This is a genomic window from Nocardia alba NBRC 108234 (genome assembly GCF_001612665.1).
Taxonomy (GTDB): domain Bacteria; phylum Actinomycetota; class Actinomycetes; order Mycobacteriales; family Mycobacteriaceae; genus Nocardia; species Nocardia alba.
The window spans coordinates 269,219-289,335 of the sequence record NZ_BDAX01000001.1 but is presented as its reverse complement, the minus strand read 5'-3'; the positions used below and the strand labels follow the sequence as shown (position 1 = coordinate 289,335).

The following is a 20,117-nucleotide window of genomic DNA, read 5'->3' as shown; positions in this document are numbered from 1 at the left end:
TCATGGCTCGTTGGCCCAAACCCGCAGAGGGTAGCTGGACCCAGCACTACCCCGAACTCGGCACCGCGCCGATGTCCTACGAGGACTCGATCTCGCCGGAGTTCTTCGAACTCGAGCGCGACGCGATCTTCAAACGCGCCTGGCTCAATGTCGGTCGCATCGAACAGCTGCCACGCACCGGCAGCTATTTCACCAAGGAAATCCACGCCGCGCACTCCTCGATCATCCTGGTGCGCGATCGCGACGGCAGTGTCAACGCCTTCCACAACATCTGCCGGCATCGCGGAAACAAGCTGGTGTGGAACGAGTTTCCCCGCGAGGAGACCTCAGGCACCTGCCGCCAGTTCACCTGCAAATACCACGGCTGGCGCTACGGTCTCGACGGCGCGCTGACCTTCGTGCAGCAGGAGAGCGAGTTCTTCGACCTGGACAAGGACAGCCTCGGGCTCGCGCGCGTGCACTGTGAGGTCTGGTCGGGGTTCATCTTCATCAATCTCGCCGCGCAACCACGTCAGACACTGCGCGAGTTCCTGGGCCCGATGGTGACCGGTCTCGAGGGATATCCGTTCGACGCGCTGACCGAACGCTATTCCTACAAGGCCGAGGTCGGCGCCAATTGGAAGCTCTACCTGGACGCGTTCCAGGAGTTCTACCACGCGCCGATTCTGCACGGAAAGCAGACGCCGGACAATTTCTCCGTGGCCGCCCAGCAGGCCGGATTCGAAGCACCGCACTACCAGCTCGACGGGCCGCACCGGCTGGTCAGCACCTCCGGGGTGGTGACCTGGGAACTCGACGCGTCGATGCGTAAACCCATGGAGGACATCACCCGTAGTGGCCTGTTCGGCCCCTGGGACGTGCCCGATCTCGGTGCGATGCCGGCCGGGCTCAACCCCGCGGGCTGTGACCCATGGGGGCTGGATTCGTTCCAGCTGTGGCCGAATTTCACCATTCTCATCTGGTCCGGCGGCTGGTATCTCACCTACCAGTACTGGCCGACCTCGCACAACACCCACATTTTCGAGGGCAACCTGTACTTCACGCCCGCCCGTACACCCCGCGATCGCGTCGCCCGCGAAATGGCGGCCGTCACCTTCAAAGAATATGGGCTGCAGGACTCTTCGACGCTGGAAGCGACCCAGCTCATGCTCGAGTCGCGCGCGGTGACGACATTCCAGCTCAACGACCAGGAGATCCTGCTGCGGCACCTGCACAAGGTGGCCGCGGACTGGGTCGGCGACTATCAGCGCGAGCGTACGGAGGCCAAGCGGTGAGCGCGCAGCTACTGCCGATCGAATTCGGCGATCTCGAGCAGTTCGCCGAGAAATGGTGTCTGGCTGACGAAACCCAACGCTACGACCAGCGCTTGGGCTCCACGATGCCCGATATGCAGCGGTTCTACGACGCGATCTCCGCACGGGCCGAGGACGCGCTCACCTACTGCGACAAGTTCTCGATCGACGACATGCCCGAGGACGCCAAAAACCTGATGTACCTGCTGTATTCGATGATTCAGGTGTCGTTTCCCATCGAGGTGTGGCGACAGCCGCGCATCCCGGACACCGGGTCGGCGTCGTTGACCTGCGTGATCGAGCCCGCCCTGTGAGCGGCCGGTCCATCGTGCTGCGGGCCGCGGCCTGGGTCGACGTCGAGACCGGGCAGCGGCACACGCCGGCGGTGATCGTCGTCGACGACAACCGGATCACCGCGATCAACCCGGTCGAGGTGCCCGCCGACGCGCAGGTCATCGATCTCGGTGCGCTCACGCTGCTGCCCGGATTGATGGATATGGAGGTCAACCTGCTCATCGGCGGGCCCGACAATCCCTCGGGATTGCCCAACCCGATGCACGGTGTGCAGGACGATCCGGTCTATCGGACACTGCGGGCCTCGGTGAACGCCCGCGTCACCCTGCACGCCGGATTCACCACCGTCCGCAACCTCGGCCTGATGGTGAAGACCGGCGGCTATCTGCTGGATGTGGATCTGCACCGCGCGATCGAACAGGGCTGGCTGGAGGGCCCGCGCATCGTGTCGGCCGGGCACGCCATCACCCCGACCGGCGGTCACCTCGATCCGACGATGTTCCAGCGTCTGGCCCCGCACATCATGCCGATCACGGTGGAGGAGGGCCGCGCCAACGGCGTGCCGCAGGTCCGCGAATCCGTGCGCTACCAGATCAAATACGGCGCCGAGGTCATCAAGATCTCGGCATCGGGCGGGGTGATGTCGCACGGCACCGTCGCCGGAGCGCAGCAGTACTCCGACGAGGAACTGGCCGCGATCGTCGACGAGGCGCATCGGGCCGGGGTGCACGTGGCCGCGCACGCCCACGGCGACGCGGGCATCCGCGCCTGCCTGCGCGCCGGGGTCGACTGCATCGAGCACGGCTCCCTCGCCGAGGACGACACCATCGCGCTGATGGTCGAGCAGGGCACCTTCCTGGTGCCCACGAGCTACCTCTCCGAAGGGCTCGATGTCTCCAAAGCCGCACCCGCGCTGCAGAAGAAGGCCGCCGAGGTCTTCCCACGGGCGCGCGAGACCCTGCGCAAGGCCATCCGCGCCGGTGTCAAGATCGCCTGCGGCACCGACGCGCCCGCGGTTCCGCACGGCCACAACGCCAAAGAACTGTGGGCGCTGGTCGACCGCGGCATGACACCGGCGCAGGCGCTGCGCGCGGCGACGATCGTCAGCGCCGAACTGATCGGCGTCGACGACCGAGGACGGCTGGCGCCCGGGCTGCTGGCCGACATCATCGCCGTACCCGGGGACCCCACCGCCGACATCACGACCATCGAGGACGTTCGGTTCGTCATGAAGGACGGCCGGGTCTACAAGAAGCCCTGATCAGCGAAAACCGTTCGACCGCAGTCCGAATACGCGCATCAGATCCGAGGTAGCAATGTCGCCACGTCAGCAGCTCTACATCGGCGGTCGCTGGGTCGACCCAGCCACCGACGAGACGGTCGAGGTGATCTCGCCGCACACCGAGCAGGTCATCGCCCGGGTCGCCGACCCGACGACCGCCGATGTCGATCGCGCGGTCGCGGCCGCGCGCGCGGCGTTCGACACCGGACCGTGGCCCCGCACGGATCCGCACGAGCGCGTGGCGATCATCCGCGAGCTGGTGCGGTGCTACCGCGCCCGAGAAGACGAACTCGCGCAGCTGATCACCACCGAAATGGGTGCGCCGATCACCTTCTCGCGCTCGGCGCACGCCAAGCTGCCCGGGATCATGATGAGCGCTTTCGCCGACACCGCGGCCGAATACCGGTGGCGTGAGACCAGAGCCGGATTCCTCGGCCGTGATGTGGTCGTCGGCCACGAACCCGTCGGGGTCGTGGCCGCGATCATCCCCTGGAACATGCCGATGTTCCTGATGGTGGGCAAGCTGATTCCCGCACTCCTCGCCGGATGCACGGTGGTGCTCAAGCCGTCGCCGGAGACGGCGCTGGACGCGCATCACATGGCTGAGCTGCTCGATCAGGTCGGGTTGCCGCCCGGGGTGGTCAGCATCCTGCCCGCCGGACGGGAAGTCGGCCGGCACCTGGTCGCGCACCCGGGCGTGGACAAGGTCTCGTTCACCGGATCCACCGGGGCCGGTAGGCAAGTCGCCGAGGTCTGCGGCGCGGCGCTGCGCAAAGTCAGCCTCGAACTCGGCGGCAAATCAGCCGCGGTGGTGCTCGACGACGCCGATCCCTATGCCGTGGCGACCGGCATGATGGTGGCCGGGCTGATGAACAGCGGCCAGGCCTGCGTCGCCCAGACCCGAGTCCTCGTGCCCGCACACCGCCGCGAAGAATTCGTCGACGCGTTGGTGGAGACCATCGAAAACCTCACTATCGGTGACCCGTTCGATCCGGCGACCCGAGTCGGTCCGATGGTCTCACAGCGTCAACAGCAGCGCGTACGCGACTACATCGACCTGGGACAGCGCGAAGGAGCGCGCGTCCTCGTCGGCGGCAGCGACCTGCCCGAGGGCATCGAGCGCGGCTGGTACGTCCGGCCCACCCTGTTCGCCGACGTGGACAATGCCATGCGGATCGCCCAGGAGGAGATCTTCGGCCCGGTCCTGAGCGTGATCACCTACACCGACGACGAACACGCCCTGCGCCTGGCCAATGACAGTGAGTACGGGCTCTCGGGATCGGTGTGGTCACCCGATCTCGAGCGCGCCACCGCGATCGCGCGCCGAGTGCGCGCGGGCACCGTCGGCGTCAACGAGCCCTACAGCATGGATCCGGTGGCGCCTTTCGGCGGCGTCAAGAACAGCGGCATCGGCCGCGAGTTCGGCGCCGAGGGTCTCGAGGGCTACCTCGACACCGTGTCGCTGTCGATCCGTCCCGCGGCGAATTCCGCGCTGCCGCAGGCGACTATCCACGCGACGGTCCCATCGAACGGGATTCGCGGCACATGAGCGGCCGGGGCCGGGATTGCCGATCAGGGCAGCTTGATCGCCGACATGTACATCTCGAGGATCGGCCCGTAGAGGTCGACGCTGTCGAGCTCGCTGCCGAGTACGACGGAGGGTGTGGTGTGGATGATCACCCTGGCCATCGTCATCGGCGGAATCAGCGAGGTCGCGCCCAGCCGGTCCAGATTCTCGATGATGAACTGCCCCAGCGCTTCCACGGTCTCTTCCTGACGAGCCGCCACCCGTTCCCTGACCTCGGGATTACGCAACAGGTACAGGGTGAATTCCATACCGAGGGCGGCATGGTCGGTACCGCGGTCGGCACCGAGCCGACGCCACAGCTCACCCACCCGGTCCAGTTCCTCGGTGCCCACCCGCGATGCCGCCGCGAGCACCTCGGTGAAGGTATCGAAGTAGCGCTGCATGTATCGATCGTTCACCCCGAGGAACAATTCCTCCTTGGTGGCGAAGTGCTTGTAGATCGCGCCCTTCGTGTAGCCGGCGGCATGGGCGATGTCATCGAGTGTGGCCGCCGCGAAACCCTTTTCGGCAAATACCGCTTCGGCGGCCTCGAGGAGCAGCCCCTTGGTGCGCTCGAGTCTCCGCTCCCTGGTCCATCGCTCAGCCATGTCAGCGATTATGGCACGAATCTAAGAAACTCTGGAGTATCTCAGATACTTGATGGTATATTTCTGACGGAACAGATACTCCAGGAGCGTGATCGATGACTCTCCCATCGACTTCTACGGCCTTCGCCGATTCCATTCCGAATTTCGCGCGTATCGACGCACATCGGACCACATCAATTCATCGAGGAGGTGCGCTGTGAGCGGACCATCAGAGCTCAAAAAGGGAAACACCGTCACCGAGCCGCTCAGCAACGTGGCCGCCCTCGGCGCAAAAGTTCAGGGCACCAGCAAAGCGGTGAAAATCTGGGCAACTCTCGGTGGGTTGATCCTCGCCTTCCAGATATACGTGTGGCTGCGCTGGGTCACCGGACCCAATTTCGAACGCGTGCCCGCCGGACCGAGCGATCCGCCGACTTTCATGAAGGTGATTCTCACCGTCTGGACCGGCGTGATCCTGCTCGGTCTGCCGATCGGCGCGTATTTCTTCATCATCCGGCCATGGCTGCGTGAGCGGCGAATCACGCTCGACGGCATGCTGTTCGTGGCCTGCGGTCTGATGTTCTTCCAGGATCCGCTGCTCAATTACTTCAATACGTGGAGCACGTACAACACCTGGATGTTCAACATGGGCTCATGGGTGCAGGACGTCCCGGGCTGGCAATCCTATGGCGAACCGGGCGCCATGATGGCCGAGCCGATCCTGATGAACGCACCGGGCTATTCCTATGGCGTGCTGCTGTGCACGATCCTCGGCTGCTGGGTGATGCGAACGGTCAAGAAGCGCTTCCCGAATATCAGCACCATGGGACTGATCGGCGCGCTGCTCGTCTGGACATTCTTCTTCGATCTCGTCATCGAGGGTTTGTTCCTGATGCCGATGGGCCTTTTCACCTACCCCGGCGCACTCCAGGCATGGTCGATCAATGCCGGCACCTATTACCAGTGGCCGCTGTACGAGGGGCTCATGTGGGGCGGCGTTCAGGCCGGCCTCTGCTCGCTGCGCTATTTCACCGACGACCGCGGCCGGACCATCGTCGAGCGCGGCCTGGACCAGATCCAGGGCGGATTCGTCAAACAACAGTTCACGCGCTTTCTGGCGATCTTCGCGGCCGTCAGCACCTTCTTCTTCGTGGGCTACAACCTGCCCGCGCAGTTCTTCGCCCTGCACACCGATCCCTGGCCCGAGGACATCCAGAAGCGCTCGTACTTCAACATGGGCATCTGCGGTGAAGGCACCGACCGGCTCTGCCCGCATCCCGATCTGCCGGTCCCCTTCCGCAACAGCGGCTACATAGATTCGAACGGGAAACTCGTTCTGCCCGACGGTGCGGAATTGCCGAAGATCGTTCCCTTCGCCGACACCGACAAAGGAAACTGACATGACCAATCGAGCCAGCGCTGTACTCGATGTTCCGCGGGCACCGTTCTATCGGGCGGTCGGCGACGAAGTCGAGGTCTTCCGGGCGGCGGCCGTCGGCGGCCTCCCGCTGCTGCTCAAGGGCCCCACGGGCTGCGGAAAGACCCGCTTCGTGGAAACCATGGCCGCCGAGCTCGGCCGCGAACTGATCACTGTCGCCGGACACGAGGACATGACCTCGGCGGATCTGGTCGGACGTTTCCTGCTCAAGGGCGGCGAAACGGTCTGGGTGGACGGGCCGTTGACGCGGGCGGTGCGTGCGGGCGCCATCTTCTATCTGGACGAGGTCGTGGAGGCGCGCCAGGACACCACCGTGGTGATCCACCCGCTCGCTGATCACCGCCGCGAACTCCCGGTCGACCGACTCGGCGTGACCTTGCCCGCGGCGCCCGGGTTTCAGCTGGTGATCTCCTACAACCCCGGCTATCAGAGTGTGCTGAAGAACCTCAAGGAGTCGACTCGGCAGCGCTTCGTCGCGATCGAACTCGGCTTCCCGCCGCCCGAGATCGAGCGCGAGGTGATCGCCCACGAAGCCGGGGTCGACGCCGAGACCGCGCGGGCATTGGTCGCGGTCGGCAGCGCCATCCGCAACCTGGACAACTCGCCGCTGCGCGAGGTGTCCTCCACCCGGATGCTGATCCTCGCCGGCGGCCTCGTCGCGGGCGGATTGGCCCTGCGTACCGCCGTGCAATCGGCTGTGGTGCAGGCGCTCTCGGATGATGCGGATATCGTCGCCGCCCTCGGCGAACTCGTCGACGCCGTCCTCGGCCGGCCATGATCGACAACGATCCGAACGGGCCGGAGCGGTTCAGGCTCCTGGCCACCTATCTCGCCGGCAGGTCTGTGGGTATCGCAGAGCTGCCGGCGGGCGGGATCCCGTACACGAACGGCCATATCGTGTTCGTGTCGGGCGGCGCGACCGATGCCGAGCAACGCCGCGAAATGCTCGTGCAGAGCGCACTGCTCGGCGCCGGGAGCCTGGATCCGGCATTGGTGCGGTCATTGCGCGGGCGTCCGACGGCGGCTCGTCGCTATCTGGCGCTCGAAGGCCATCGTGTCCTCACCGAACTCGCCCAACGGCTTCCGCTCGTCACCGAGGTCGGGCTCCGCGGCACCCCCGCGACCACGACTGCCGCGGATTCGCTCGCGGCAGCCAAGGGGAAAACACCGGTCGAGGAGCCGCCCGCCTGGTTCGGCACCCTCAAACCCTCCCAGCTGGTGGCCTCGGACCCCGGTCCGGGCGGGCGAGCGAGCGAGCGCGAACTGCGCCTGGAGTTCGACCTCAGCGAAATCCCCGAGGCCGACGACGAGATCGAGGACAGCGTCGAGAAGTCCGACGAGAGCAAGATTCTCAAACTCTTCGAGAATCCCCTCTTCAGCGGCAAATCGGCGATGGAATTCCTGCGCAAGGCCATGGGCAGTTCGCGTTCGGACGGTGACTCGCCCGGCGGCACCGAGGCACCGGTCAGCGCGGTACGGCGGGCGCGGATGGTCGGCCCCAACGCCCGGCCGCTGCCCACCCGAATCGTGTTCACCGACACCGACAAGCCGGGCGCCGCCGCCGGAATCGGCGGCGCTCTCCATCCCGAGTGGGACGTGTTCAACAACCGGTACAAACCGGATTGGTGCCGGGTCGTCGATTTCCCGCTGACCGCACCCACCGATATCGCGGCAGCTCGCGTACCGGAAGACGATGTGCTGCGGCGGCGGCTGGCTCGGGTCGGGCTCGGCCCGAAGGTGCTGCGCGGGCGACCAGATGGTGACGAGCTCGATATCGAGGCGCTCATCGACCTGTTCGTCGATCTGCGTTCGGGCTACTCACGGCCGGAGAACGTGTATCTCGAACACCGCAGGCTCGAACGCAATCTCGGCGTCATGATCCTGCTCGACGCCTCCGGCTCGTCCACCGACGCCGACCTGGAGGGCCTGTCCGTGCACGAGCACCAGCGGCGCGCGGCCGCCACCCTGGCCGTGACGCTCGAAGAGCTCGGTGACCGCGTCGCGGTGTACGCCTTCCGCTCCGAGGGCCGCCACGCGGTGTACCTGCCGGCGATCAAGACCTTCGACCAGCGCTTCGGCGCGGTCGGTCGAGCCAGACTCAATCAGCTCGCGCCCTCGAACTACACCCGGCTCGGGGCAGGGATCCGTGGCGCGGGCGAGATTCTGAAAAACGAAGCGGGAACACAGAATCGGCTGTTGGTGGTGCTGTCGGACGGCTGCCCCTACGACGACGGCTACGAGGGCCGCTACGCCGAGGCCGACGCCGCGAAGGCGCTCGAGGAACTGCGCGCCGAAGGCGTGGCGTGCCTGTGCCTGTCCATCGGCGCCACCACGCCCGCCGACGCCCTCGAACGCGTCTTCGGCTCCGTCGGCCATGCCGGCGCGGCCACCCTGAGCGAACTGAGCCCGCGCATGGACGAACTGTTCCTGGCCTCCCTTCGCGAACTCGCCGCGCCCACACCGGGCTGACGCGACATCGACATCGGAAAGAGAGCTAGTAGTGGAACCCAGCGCATCCGCGGTCACCGAGATCAAAGACTGGTCCAAGCAATACACCCGGCGCCACCCCGTCGCCTCGCTACAGACCGTCGGACGACAGGTCGAACTCGGCCGGGATGCCTTCCGCTACCTGGTCACCGACATCGCGGGGCGACGCTTTCCCTTCGACGAATTCGTCGGCCAGGCGATGTTCATGGTGAAGACCTCGCTGCTGCCGACGGTGGCGGTGGCGGTGCCGATCAGCGCGACCCTGTCCATCCAGTTCGGTTTGCTGGCAGGACAGGTCGGGGCGACCGCGCTGGCGGGCGCCGCGAGTGGCCTGGCCGTGATCCGGCAGTCGGCGCCGCTGGTCACCGCGATCCTGCTGGCGGCGGCGGTGGGCTCGGCGCTGTGCGCCGATCTCGGGTCACGCAAGATCCGCGAGGAGATCGACGCCATGGAGGTGATGGGGGTCTCGGTACTGCGCAGGCTCGTGGTGCCGCGGCTGGCCGCCGGGATCCTGATCGCGATGGCGCTCACCGCGGTCAGCTGTTTCGTCGGATTCCTCGCCGGCTATCTGTTCAATGTCTATGTCCAGGACGGTACGCCGGGCAGTTACATGGCGACCTTCTCCTCGTTCGCGACCTCGGGTGATCTGTACCTGGCGATGGTCAAGGCCGCGGTGTTCGGGGTGATCGTCGTCGTCATCGCGTGCGAGAAGGGCCTCAACACCCGGGGTGGGCCGGGTGGGGTGGCGAATTCGGTCAATGCCGCCGTGGTGGCGTCCATCGTGGTGCTGATGGTGGTCAACCTCGGATTCACCCAGATCTACACGATGCTGTTCCCGAGGACGACCCTCTGATGGCCAGCGTGTATCGCCCGCCCGGCGCGCGGGCCGTGCTCGCCGTGGCGGCGGGGCCGTGGCGCGGCGTCATCCGGTTCGGGCACATGTTCACCTTCTTCGTGCGCGCGGTGGTCTCGATACCGGTGGCGCTGCGCCATTACAGCCGCGAATCGCTGCGCATCCTGTCCGATGTGACCTGGGGTAACGGCTCGCTCATCGTCGGTGGCGGAACGGCGGGAGTGATGATCATCCTGGGCGCCGCCGCCGGCGGCATCGTCGGCATCGAGGGCTTCAACGCCTTGAAACTGCTCGGCATGGAGCCCGCGACCGGCATGATCGCCGCGACCGCGGCCACGCGCGAACTCGCCCCGATCATGGCCTCGATCGCCTTCGCCGCGCAGGCAGGGTGCCGGTTCACCGCCCAGCTGGGCGCGATGCGGATCGCCGAGGAGATCGATGCCCTCGACGCGATCGCGATCCGGCCGGTGCCCTTCCTGGTCTCGACGCGGCTGATCGCCTCGATCGTGGCGGTGATCCCCCTGTTCCTGGCCGCGCTGGCCGCGGACTACCTCGCCGTCGAACTGTTCGTCGGGCTCGTCGGCGGACAATCCTTCGGCACCTACGCCCACTACTTCGACCTGGTGCTCAGCGGCACCGACGTCGTGTTCTCGCTGCTGAAAGCGATCGTGTTCGTCACCATCACCACCACGATCCAGTGCTACTTCGGCTACTACGCGCGCGGCGGACCGCAGGGGGTCGGCGTCGCGGCCGGGCGGGCGATGCGCGCCAGCATCACGGTGATGATCTCGGTGAATCTGTTGATGACGTTGGCGCTGTGGGGTTTCGACGCCGGCTCCAGGATCAGTGGGTAGCGCGATGTCGATAGTGTTCGAATCCGATGACCGGCACCTGAACAACACCAAGTTGTTCGTGCGCGGGATCGCCGCACTGGCCGTGGTCGCCGCCACCGTCGCGGCGATGGTCGCCCGATCCGAAGGCGCGTTCACGCAGACGATCGAGGTCACCGCGATGCTGGTCGACGTGGGCGACGGGTTGCCGAAACGATCCGACGTCAAATATCGCGGCATCCTGGTCGGCAGCGTGCAGGAAGTGGTCGCCGCGGACCGCGCCCACCCCAACCGGGTGCGCATCGAGCTGACGCCCGAGCACGCGGCCACCATCCCGGCGACGGTGACAGCACGGGTGGTCCCGAGCAACGTGTTCGCGGTGCCCTCGATCCAGCTCATCGACAACGGGCCCGGCCCCGCCCTGCGCGCCGGCGCGTCGATACCCGAGGACCACAGCCGAGCCAGCGTGCAGCTGCAGACCTCGCTCACCGCGTTGAGCCGCATCGTCGACGCGGTGGGACGCCCGGACGGCGATCCCACCGTCGGGATCCTGGAAACCGTCGAACGCGCGACCCGCGGCCGCGGCGCGGACGCGCTGGCCGCAGGCACCCAGCTCGCGCGCATCGTGCGGGCCTACGACGCCGAACTCTCGGGCTCCGCCGACACCGCGTTGCTCACCGGGCTCTCCGACGCGGTACTCGGACTCCAGGAATCGGCTCCCGATCTGCTCGCCGCGCTCCACAGCGCGGTCACTCCGCTCCGCAGCGTCGCCGAGCAGCGAATCCGCCTGTCCGAGTTGCTCACCGGCGGTATCGCGACCACCACGACAGTCGGCACCGCGCTGAACAACCGGACCGACACTGTCATCGACCTCAACTCCAGACTGGGCCCGGTGCTGCAGCTACTCGCCGCGGGCAGCGCCAATTTCGTGCAGATGACGACCTCACAGACCCGGATCGCGCAGGTGTTCGCGCGCGACTTCTGGCAACCCGCGACCCAGAGCGGCACCGCCAAGGTGATCGTCGAGCTCACCCCGCACAAGCAATACACCCGCACCGACTGCCCACGGTACGGCGAACTGGCCGGTGCGAGCTGCGCGAACGGACCCGCCGCGGGGCCGGCGGTCATCGGTGCCGCCGACCAGCCGGTGAACACGCTCACCCAGCGCGACATTGTGGCCGAAAGCCTCGGTCTACCAAGGGAAGCCGCGAGCCTGGCCGAATTGCTCGGCCTGACGGTGCCCGCCCAACCACCCACCGGAGAACCACGGTGAAAATGACACGCGACCTCGCCGGACTGACCGCTTTCCTGCTCGTCGCCGCCCTGCTGATCTGGATGGTCCGCGTGACCCTGCAACGTGATGTCACCGGTGACACCCACGCCTATTCCGCGGTGTTCAGCGATGTCTCGGGACTGCGCGTCGGCGACGACGTCCGGGTCGCCGGAGTACAGGTCGGCCGGGTGGACTCCATCCGCATCCACGGTCCCGATGCCGAGGTCGGCTTCCGAATTCAACGAGATCAGCCCGTCTACGCCAACACCATCGCCTCGGTCACCTATCAGAATCTGATCGGACAGCGCTATCTCGGGTTGAGCCGGGCCGAATCCGGCGACCCGACGGCGCTGGCGCCCGGCGCGCGGATCCCCCTCGAGCGCACCGAGCCGAGTTTCGATCTGTCGGGGCTGCTCAACGGATTCCAGCCGTTGTTCAGCGCCCTCGACCCCGCGGACGTCGACAATCTGACCTCCGCGCTGATCCGCGCCCTGCAGGGCGACGACGGCGCGGTCGCCGCCCTGATCACCGAGACCGCGACCCTGGTCCAGTCCTTCGCCGGGCCCGACCAGATCCTGGGCACACTGATCGACAACCTGTCGGCGGTGATGACCACGCTGGCCGGGCAGAGCGCCGGACTACAGACGACGTTCACCCAGACCCGCAAGATCTTCGACGCGCTCGAATCCCGCCGTGACACGCTGCTGGACCAGACCGCGCGGATCTCCACCGTCGTGGCCGACGCCGCCGCGGTGGTCGACGGCGCGAGTCCGTCGCTGACGGAGTTCATGAACCGCGAACCCGGCTTCGCGCGGCACTTCGTCGACGGCAACCAACGTTTCGCCTTCCTCGGCTTCAATATTCCGTTGCTGTTCCAGGCCATGATCCGGGCCACCGACGCGGGCGCTTTCGTCAACGCCTATGTGTGCGATATCAGTTTCAGCATCATCCCCGGCATCGATCCGGTGATCGCGCAGATCCTGGGCGGCGCCTCCCCGACCGGTCGGCCCCAGCACTCCGCGATCTGTAGGTAGGACCCATGAAGACACCACTGCGCGCCCTCACTCGCGTCTCGACGCGCCGAGGTTCCGGCGCGATCGCCACCGACAAGTCGCTGCGAACCGGCCTCATCGCCGTGCTCTCGGTGGTGCTGGCGCTGCTCGTGCTGGTCGTGGTCAATTCGCTGAACCTCGGCACCCGCACGGTGCGGGCCGATTTCGCGCAAGCCGCGGGCATCGCCGCCGGTGACCCGGTGACCTGGGCGGGCATTCCCGTCGGCACGGTGACCGGCACCCGGCTCGCCGGCGACCACGTCGAAGTGAGCTTGTCGGTCGACGACGAGGTCGTCCTCGGCGCCGATGCCGCAGCCGCGATCAAACTCACCACGCTGCTCGGTTCGCGCTATGTCGAACTGCGCTCGTCCGGCGGCGGCGAACTGCGTGACAATCGAATTCCGTTGTCCCAGACCACCGTTCCCTACGACCTCGAGACCGCACTGCAGGACGCGACCACGACCTTCGACCAACTCGACGCCGACAAGATCGCCGAGTCGATGACCTCGCTGTCGCGCGGACTCGACGGCATGCCGTCGCTGGTGCCGGGCATCCTGCGCGACATCCGGTCCCTGTCGACCACCATCGCGACCCGACGCGACCAAATCGGCACGCTGCTCACCAGTACCGACCAGGTCAGCACCGTGATCCGCTCCCAGCAAGCCGAACTCGCCTCGGTGGTCGGTCAGGGCGGCACGGTGCTGCGCCAGATCATCGCCCGCCAGGACGCGCTACGCCGACTACTGGACGCGATCACCACGCTGGTCGCGCGGCTGGAGCCGATCGTGGTCGATGACCACGCCGAGGTCGAACAATTGCTGACCGACCTGCGTGACATGACCGCGATGATGGCAGGCCACGACGACCTGCTGCGCAACATCCTGCAGATCCTTCCGGTCCCCTGGCGCATGTTCGCCAACGCCACCGGTACCGGTGCCGAACTCAATGCCAGCGCCCCCGACGGCGCCTTCGTCGACTCGTGGATGTGCGCGTTGAGTGCCGTCGCCGTCGAGAACGGCCGCGCCCCCTATCACCAGGACTGTCGATGAAAGCCCTGATCTCCACCCTGAAACTCGCCGCGATCACGGTGAGCGTCGCCTGTCTGACCAGCTGTTCGGTCGGTTCGCAGGCGGATACCACCACCATCACCGCCGAATTCGCCAATGCCAACGGCCTCTACGAGGGCAATCCGGTCTCGGTGCTCGGCATGAAGGTCGGGCGGATCGTCCGGATCGAGGCCCGCGGCACCGAGGTCGTCGTCGAGATGCGAATCGACAGCGCGATTCAGCTACCGGCCGACGTGCAGGCGGTCACGATCTCGGATTCACTGCTCACCGACCGTCACGTGGAACTCACCCCGGTCTACCGTGGCGGACCGACCCTGCCCGCGGGAGCGGTACTCGGTACCGCCCGCACGAAGTCGCCGGTCGAGTTCGACGCCCTGCTGTCGATGGCGCAGAAGTTGTCGACCTCGCTGGGCGGTGACGGCAAGGGCACGGGACCGGTCGCCGACCTGATCGACCTGGGGTCCGCCGCGACCACGGGCAACGGCGACGAGATGCGGGCGGCCCTGGGCGAACTCTCCCGGGCGTTGCGACAGGGCCAGGACAACGGTGCCGCCACCCGCGACGCGATCACCACCGTCGTCACCAACCTCGACGAGCTCACCGCGGCCGCCGCGCGCAATGACGGGACGCTGCGCGAATTCGGCGGCGCCGTCGCACAACTCACCGATTTCCTGGCCGAACAACAGCTGGGTTCCGGCGAGACCGGCGCCGCGCTGAACCGGATCATCGGCCAGGTCACCGAACTGCTGCGACGCCACCAGGGCACCATCTCCGGTCTCGCCACCAACGCGAACACGGTGACCGGTTCCCTGGCCGCCTACGACTACAACCTCGCCCAGTTCCTCGATGTGTTCCCGATGGTCGTCGACAACGCCTACAACTCCGTCGACCCGAATGTCCGCGCACTGCGCGCCGTGGTGGACATCAACCGGCTGCTGCTCGACGGCCAGATGGTCAAGGAGATCTGCAACCTGCTCCAACTGCAGAACCAGGGCTGCGCGACCGGAACCATGCGCGATATGGGACCGGATTTCGGTATCACCGCCATCCTGGCGGGCATCGCGGGAAAGAGCGGCCGATGACACCTCGCACCCAGTTCGCGCCCCGACTCGCGGTCGCCGTCGCGCTCGCCCTGTCCACCAGTGGATGTGCCGTGGGGCTCGACCAGTTGCCGCTGCCGGCACCAGGGCTCGGCGGCGACACCTACACCCTCACCGCGACCTTCTCCAACGCGCTCAATCTGCCCATGAAGGCGAAGGTGACGCTCAACGGCGCCGATATCGGTCAGGTCGAGTCCATGTCGGCACGCGACTACACCGCCCTGGTGACCCTGCGCATCACCTCGTCGGTCCGGTTGCCCGTCGGCACCTCGGCGCAGCTGCGGTCGGCCACCCCGATGGGCGACGTCTTCGTGGCGATGAAGCCGCCGCCGGTTGTCGAGCCCGGCGGCGCGGTACTCGACGACGGTGCCGCGATCACGCTCGAGTCGACTTCGGCGGCCTCGACGATCGAGGAAATGCTCACTCGCGCATCGCTTCTCGTCAACGGCGGCACCATCCAGTACCTCACCACCGTCGTCGCCGCGCTCAGCGACCACGTCGGCGGCCGCGGTGACCGGCTCGCCGCGCTGCTCGACGAGACCCGAACACTGTTGCGCGGCCTCTCCGATCGCACCGACCAGATCAACGGTGTTCTGCACGGCGCGGCCGATCTCAGCGCGACGGTGGCCGCCCAGCAATCCACCCTCGCCGACACCGTGGCCGCGGCCGGACCGGCCGTCGCGGTCCTCGCCGAGAACACCGATTCCCTGGTCACCCTGGTCGATCGCGTCCATACGATCGCCATCCAGCTCGCGCGGTTCCCCAGTGTCGCGGGCACCAACAACACGAGCATGGCCGCCAACATCAACCGATTGGCCGCCGGACTCAACGCCGCGGCCCTCAATCCGGACGCCGACCTCGACTCGGTGAACGAGATGATCAAGATCGTGCTCAAGATGATCAGTGGTCCCAACGGGCACGTCGCGGTCGACGTCGCCCAGCTCGCGATTCCCGACCCGGCGAATCCGGGCGGCGTCGGCGGGCGGGCCCCTGACATCACCGACTGGACCGCCTTCGTCGGCTCGCTCCAGCACATGATCGATCGGCTGGGCGTCCGGCTGGCAGGAGCACCACGATGACCACGACACCCCGGCCGAGCCGGATGGAAACACCGGCGCGCGCGCTCGTCGGGGTCGTCCGGGCCGCACACCGGCATCGGGCGGTGGTCTCGCTGCTCGGACTGCTCGCCATCCTCACCGGTGCCTGTTCGCACCTGATCCTGTCCACCTTCGGCGTCGATCCGCTCGATCACCCGTATCGGGTACGCGTCGAACTCACCCAGTCGGGCGGGCTGCTGCCCGGGCAGGAGGTGACCCTGCGTGGCGTGCGGGTCGGGCGCGTGGACTCGGTGCGGGTGGTCGACCAGAAGGTGATCGCGGTCGCCGCCATCGACGAGAATGTGCGAATCTCGGTGTCGGGGCAGGTGCGGGCGGCGGCCCTGTCCGCGGCGGGCGAGCAGTATCTCGACTTCCTGCCCGCGAGCAACGACGGCCCGTATCTGACCGACGGAGCGCTGGTCACCGCCGATCGCACCGCCACCCCCGTGCCGATGGCGGACATGCTGCAAAGCCTCAGCGGCACCCTCGCCCAGATCGATCCCGGCCGGCTCGCGACCATCTCGCGGGAACTGGGTGTCGGTCCGGCCGGGCCCGACAAGCTGGCCGACATCATCGACGGTGGCACGTTCCTCATCTCCACGCTCGACGCCGTGCTGCCCAACACCGTGAACCTGTTGCGCAACAGCCGAGTCGTGGTCACGACCCTGCACGACGGGCGCACCGCCCTGCGTGACACGTCGGCGAACCTCGCCGCGGTGACGGGCGGCATGGCGGCGATGACCGGCGGCTACGAACAACTGCTGGCGCAGACACCACCGCTGCTGACCGAACTCGACACCATCCTCGCGCAGAACTCACCGACGATGGTGCAGTTGCTGGGCAATCTCGTCACCGTCTCACGGGTCGCCTACTCCCGGATTCCCGCCCTCGAGGAGTTCTTCTTTCCCCGCCAGCGCGCCGGATCCGCCCTCGACGCGGTGGCCTCGGCGTTCCACGACGGCGGTGTCTGGGCACTGGCCAGCATCTACCCCCGCTACGCCTGCGACTACAACGTGCCGCGCCGCGGCGGCTCGGTCCCCGACTACGCGCCGCCCTATCTGCACGCGGACTGCACCGACCCCGATCCCACCCTCATGCCGCGCGGCGCCCGCAACGCGCCGCGACCGGCCGACGACCCCGTCCCCGCGCCACCGCCCGTCGATCCCTTGCAGACCGCCGAGCAGGCACCGGTGGGACCGCTGACCATTCCCACGCCGTACGGCGGCCCCTACACACCGGGTCCGCGGTGACGGTGCCATCATGAGTGCATGGCCGCTCCCGATCCCGACGCGACGAGTGTCGGCAGAAGTGCGCGGCCCACCCACGCCGATGTCGCCCGGCTGGCGAACGTATCCACGGCGACCGTCAGCTACGTCCTGAACAATTCCGCGGGCAAACGCATCTCCGCACGCACCAGGGAGGCTGTCTACCGCGCCGCCGGACAACTCGGCTATCGCCCCAATGTCGCCGCCCGAAATCTCGCGCGCGGCGAGAGCGGGGTGGTGCTGTCGATCCTGCCGCGAGTCGCGGTGGGCGACATGCCGATTCAGGCGGGCAGCCTGATGGCCGCCGCGCTCGCGCAGTACGGTTTGCTCCAGGTGCAGATCTTCGAGACCGAGGACTACGAACGCATCATCGACGCGATCGACAATCTCGATCCGATCGCGGTGGTGAGCCTGTTCCCGTTGAGCAGCGACGCGCGCGGCAAGGTGCGCGCCGCGAAGGTTCCCCTGATCGAGATCGGGCTGCTGCCCGCGCTCGGCGATCCCCTGCTCACCGTCGGGGCGATGCGCGTGGGGCACCTGGTCTCGCGCGGACATCGCAAGATCGCGTTCGGACGCACCGATATCGCCAAATGGCGTGCCCTCGGCGACTATTGGCTCCAGGGAATCGTCGACGCCGCGCGTGCGCACGATCTGCCGCCGATCACCGTGGACGAGGTGACCGCGAGCGGTGCGGCCGAGCTGGTCACCAGGTGGGTGCGCGACGGGGTGACCGCGGTCTGCGCGCAGAGCGACGAGATCGCGGGTCTGGTGTTGCACGGTCTGCGGGAGGCGGGTCTGCGCTGCCCGCACGACCTCGCCGTGATCGGCATCGAGGCCAATCCCATGGGGGCGCTGTGTGATCCGCCGCTGACGACGGTGGAGTACATCCCCGCCGCGGTGGCCGATGCCGCGATCGCCGCTGTCCTCACCGAACTGGGATATCCGGCACCCCCCGCGCCGCGGCCGACCGATGTCGCCCGCCTCATCGTGCGGGCTTCCACCTAGCTTCCCCGTTCCTCACCGGAGCCGATTTGGGGTCTGGACACCTCGATGGTTATGCGCCTAACCTTGCGACGACGGTGCATTCCGCGTACCGAATCCGTTGCGCTCGAGTCACCGCTGACATGCGAGGAGTTACGCCATGACCGTGCAGACTGTGCTGGACGAGATCCGCAACCGACCGGGCACCGGAGACGCGATCCCCGTCGTCGATCCCGTCACCGAGGAACAGCTCACCGAATTCACCGACGGCGGCTCCGAAGCTGTCGACGAGGCCGTCGCACGGGCGAAAGCGGCGTCGAAATCCGGCATCTGGAAGAACCTGGCGGGCAGCGAGAAAGCCAAGATCCTCTGGCGCGTCGCGGATCTGATCGACGAGAACACCGAGCTGCTGGCCGACCTCGAATCGGCCAACGCCGGAATCCCACAGAACCAGGCCGCGCTCACCGTCGGCATCGGCTCGGAATGGTTCCGCTACTACGCCGGTTGGTGCACGAAGATCGACGGCATCGCGCACGACATCAACGCCGGCGGGCTCACCGGCGTGGAATCGCGGCAACACGGCTACACCCTCAAGGAGCCCTACGATGTCGTGGGGCTGATCTTCCCGTGGAACGGGCCGGTCTTCAACTACTGCGCCAAGGTCGCCCCCTCCCTCGCGGCCGGGTGCAGCAGCGTGGTGAAACCCGCCGAGGAGACTCCGCTTTCGGCGCTGGTACTCGACCGGCTCCTGGCCCAGGCCGGCGTACCGGAGGGCGTGGTCAATCTGGTCAACGGCTACGGACACACCACCGGCGCGGCGATCACCGCGCACCCTGACGTGGACAAGGTCGCCTTCACCGGCTCCACCGAGGTCGGCAGGGCGATCGTGGCGGCCTCGGCGGCGAGCAACCTCAACAAGATCACCCTCGAACTCGGCGGCAAATCGCCGGTGCTGATCTTCGACGACGCCGATCTCGATATGGCGATCATGATGGCCGGCTTCGGCGCCTTCGTGCATTCGGGCCAGGCGTGTGTGTGCGGTTCGCGCGTCTTCGTGCAACGCGGCTCCTACGAAAAGGTCGTGGCGGGCATCGCGAACCTGGCCGACAACATGAAGATGGGTGGGCCCAGGGAAGAGGGCACCATGGCCGGCCCGCTGATCAGCGCCAAGCAGCTCACCCGGGTGTTGGGTTATGTCGATCAGGGCAAATCCGAGGGCATCGAGTTCGTGGCAGGCGGTCAGCGTCTCGATCGAACCGGGTACTTCGTGCACCCCACCGTGGCCACCAATGTCGACCCCGCCACCAGCCGCCTCTACCGCGAGGAGATCTTCGGCCCGATCGTCACGGTCCTGCCCTTCGACACCGAAGAGGAGGTCGTCGCGATGGCCAACGACAGCTCCTACGGTCTGGCCGCCACCGTCTGGACCAAGGACATCGGCCGTGGCCACCGACTGGCCAAACAACTGCAGGCCGGAACCATCTCGCTGAACTGCCAGATGGTCTTCGACCACTCCATGCCCTTCGGCGGATACAAGCAGTCGGGCTGGGGCTACGAGTCCGGCAAGGCGGGCCTGGAGGCCTACCTGCAGACCAAGGCCGTCTGGACGCAAATGTAGCGACTGAATATTGCCATGCGCATCTTGTGAGAAT

The 20,117-nt window shown here is 67.0% G+C and carries 18 protein-coding genes; 17 read left to right on the top strand and 1 reads right to left on the bottom strand.

What is annotated here, in order from left to right:
* The first annotated feature begins 2 nt into the window (after positions 1-2).
* The 4 genes from NA12_RS01365 to NA12_RS01350 are packed head-to-tail and all read left to right on the top strand — an operon-like array spanning position 3 to position 4,417.
* Positions 3-1,274, top strand: a complete 1,272-nt coding sequence (locus NA12_RS01365) for an aromatic ring-hydroxylating oxygenase subunit alpha (protein WP_067445009.1) — start codon at positions 3-5, stop codon at positions 1,272-1,274.
* Positions 1,271-1,606, top strand: a complete 336-nt coding sequence (locus NA12_RS01360) for a hypothetical protein (RefSeq protein ID WP_067445004.1) — start codon at positions 1,271-1,273, stop codon at positions 1,604-1,606. The genes NA12_RS01365 and NA12_RS01360 overlap by 4 nt, the downstream gene beginning before the upstream one ends.
* Entirely contained in the window at positions 1,603-2,847 is a 1,245-nt protein-coding gene (locus NA12_RS01355) for a metal-dependent hydrolase family protein (protein ID WP_067445000.1), read from the top strand. The genes NA12_RS01360 and NA12_RS01355 overlap by 4 nt, the downstream gene beginning before the upstream one ends.
* A 55-nt stretch (positions 2,848-2,902) precedes the next feature.
* Positions 2,903-4,417 carry an aldehyde dehydrogenase gene (locus NA12_RS01350; protein WP_084472259.1) on the top strand — a complete coding sequence of 505 codons (1,515 nt, stop codon included), beginning with the start codon at positions 2,903-2,905 and terminating at the stop codon, positions 4,415-4,417.
* A 23-nt stretch (positions 4,418-4,440) separates the two neighbouring features.
* On the opposite strand, the gene NA12_RS01345 is transcribed toward NA12_RS01350, so the two are convergent.
* Positions 4,441-5,043 (bottom strand): TetR/AcrR family transcriptional regulator, encoded by a 603-nt coding sequence (locus tag NA12_RS01345; protein ID WP_067444995.1) that lies wholly within the window; start codon positions 5,041-5,043, stop codon positions 4,441-4,443.
* A gap of 196 nt (positions 5,044-5,239) precedes the next feature.
* Between NA12_RS01345 and NA12_RS01340 the strand changes: the two genes are divergently transcribed.
* The 13 genes from NA12_RS01340 (at position 5,240) to NA12_RS01280 (ending at position 20,083) form a co-directional block, all read left to right on the top strand.
* Positions 5,240-6,421, top strand: coding sequence for a spirocyclase AveC family protein (locus NA12_RS01340; protein ID WP_067444992.1), 1,182 nt, complete (start codon positions 5,240-5,242; stop codon positions 6,419-6,421).
* A gap of 1 nt (position 6,422) precedes the next feature.
* Complete coding sequence (locus tag NA12_RS01335) at positions 6,423-7,238, top strand: CbbQ/NirQ/NorQ/GpvN family protein (protein WP_067444991.1); 816 nt, start codon at positions 6,423-6,425, stop codon at positions 7,236-7,238.
* Complete coding sequence (locus tag NA12_RS01330) at positions 7,235-8,929, top strand: nitric oxide reductase activation protein NorD (protein WP_067444988.1); 1,695 nt, start codon at positions 7,235-7,237, stop codon at positions 8,927-8,929. The genes NA12_RS01335 and NA12_RS01330 overlap by 4 nt, the downstream gene beginning before the upstream one ends.
* 31 nt (positions 8,930-8,960) lie before the next feature.
* Entirely contained in the window at positions 8,961-9,800 is an 840-nt protein-coding gene (locus NA12_RS01325) for an MlaE family ABC transporter permease (protein WP_067444985.1), read from the top strand.
* On the top strand, positions 9,800-10,654 hold the full coding sequence (locus NA12_RS01320) for an ABC transporter permease (protein ID WP_067444983.1): 855 nt from the start codon (positions 9,800-9,802) through the stop codon (positions 10,652-10,654). The genes NA12_RS01325 and NA12_RS01320 overlap by 1 nt, the downstream gene beginning before the upstream one ends.
* 4 nt (positions 10,655-10,658) lie before the next feature.
* A complete protein-coding gene (locus NA12_RS01315; RefSeq protein ID WP_067444982.1) occupies positions 10,659-11,903 on the top strand; it encodes an MCE family protein in 1,245 nt (414 codons plus the stop codon).
* 2 nt (positions 11,904-11,905) lie between these two features.
* Positions 11,906-12,937, top strand: a complete 1,032-nt coding sequence (locus NA12_RS01310; RefSeq protein ID WP_067444979.1) for an MlaD family protein — start codon at positions 11,906-11,908, stop codon at positions 12,935-12,937.
* A gap of 5 nt (positions 12,938-12,942) precedes the next feature.
* Positions 12,943-14,004, top strand: coding sequence for an MCE family protein (locus tag NA12_RS01305; RefSeq protein ID WP_084472258.1), 1,062 nt, complete (start codon positions 12,943-12,945; stop codon positions 14,002-14,004).
* On the top strand, positions 14,001-15,104 hold the full coding sequence (locus NA12_RS01300; protein WP_174551037.1) for an MCE family protein: 1,104 nt from the start codon (positions 14,001-14,003) through the stop codon (positions 15,102-15,104). The genes NA12_RS01305 and NA12_RS01300 overlap by 4 nt, the downstream gene beginning before the upstream one ends.
* On the top strand, positions 15,101-16,201 hold the full coding sequence (locus NA12_RS01295; protein WP_067444976.1) for an MlaD family protein: 1,101 nt from the start codon (positions 15,101-15,103) through the stop codon (positions 16,199-16,201). The genes NA12_RS01300 and NA12_RS01295 overlap by 4 nt, the downstream gene beginning before the upstream one ends.
* A complete protein-coding gene (locus NA12_RS01290; RefSeq protein ID WP_067444973.1) occupies positions 16,198-17,469 on the top strand; it encodes an MlaD family protein in 1,272 nt (423 codons plus the stop codon). Before NA12_RS01295 ends, NA12_RS01290 begins: the two co-directional genes overlap by 4 nt.
* A gap of 18 nt (positions 17,470-17,487) precedes the next feature.
* On the top strand, positions 17,488-18,489 hold the full coding sequence (locus NA12_RS01285) for a LacI family DNA-binding transcriptional regulator (protein ID WP_067444970.1): 1,002 nt from the start codon (positions 17,488-17,490) through the stop codon (positions 18,487-18,489).
* 136 nt (positions 18,490-18,625) lie between these two features.
* Positions 18,626-20,083: an aldehyde dehydrogenase family protein gene (locus NA12_RS01280; RefSeq protein ID WP_067444967.1), complete on the top strand. Its 1,458-nt coding sequence runs from the start codon at positions 18,626-18,628 to the stop codon at positions 20,081-20,083.
* Positions 20,084-20,117: the final 34 nt, after the last annotated feature.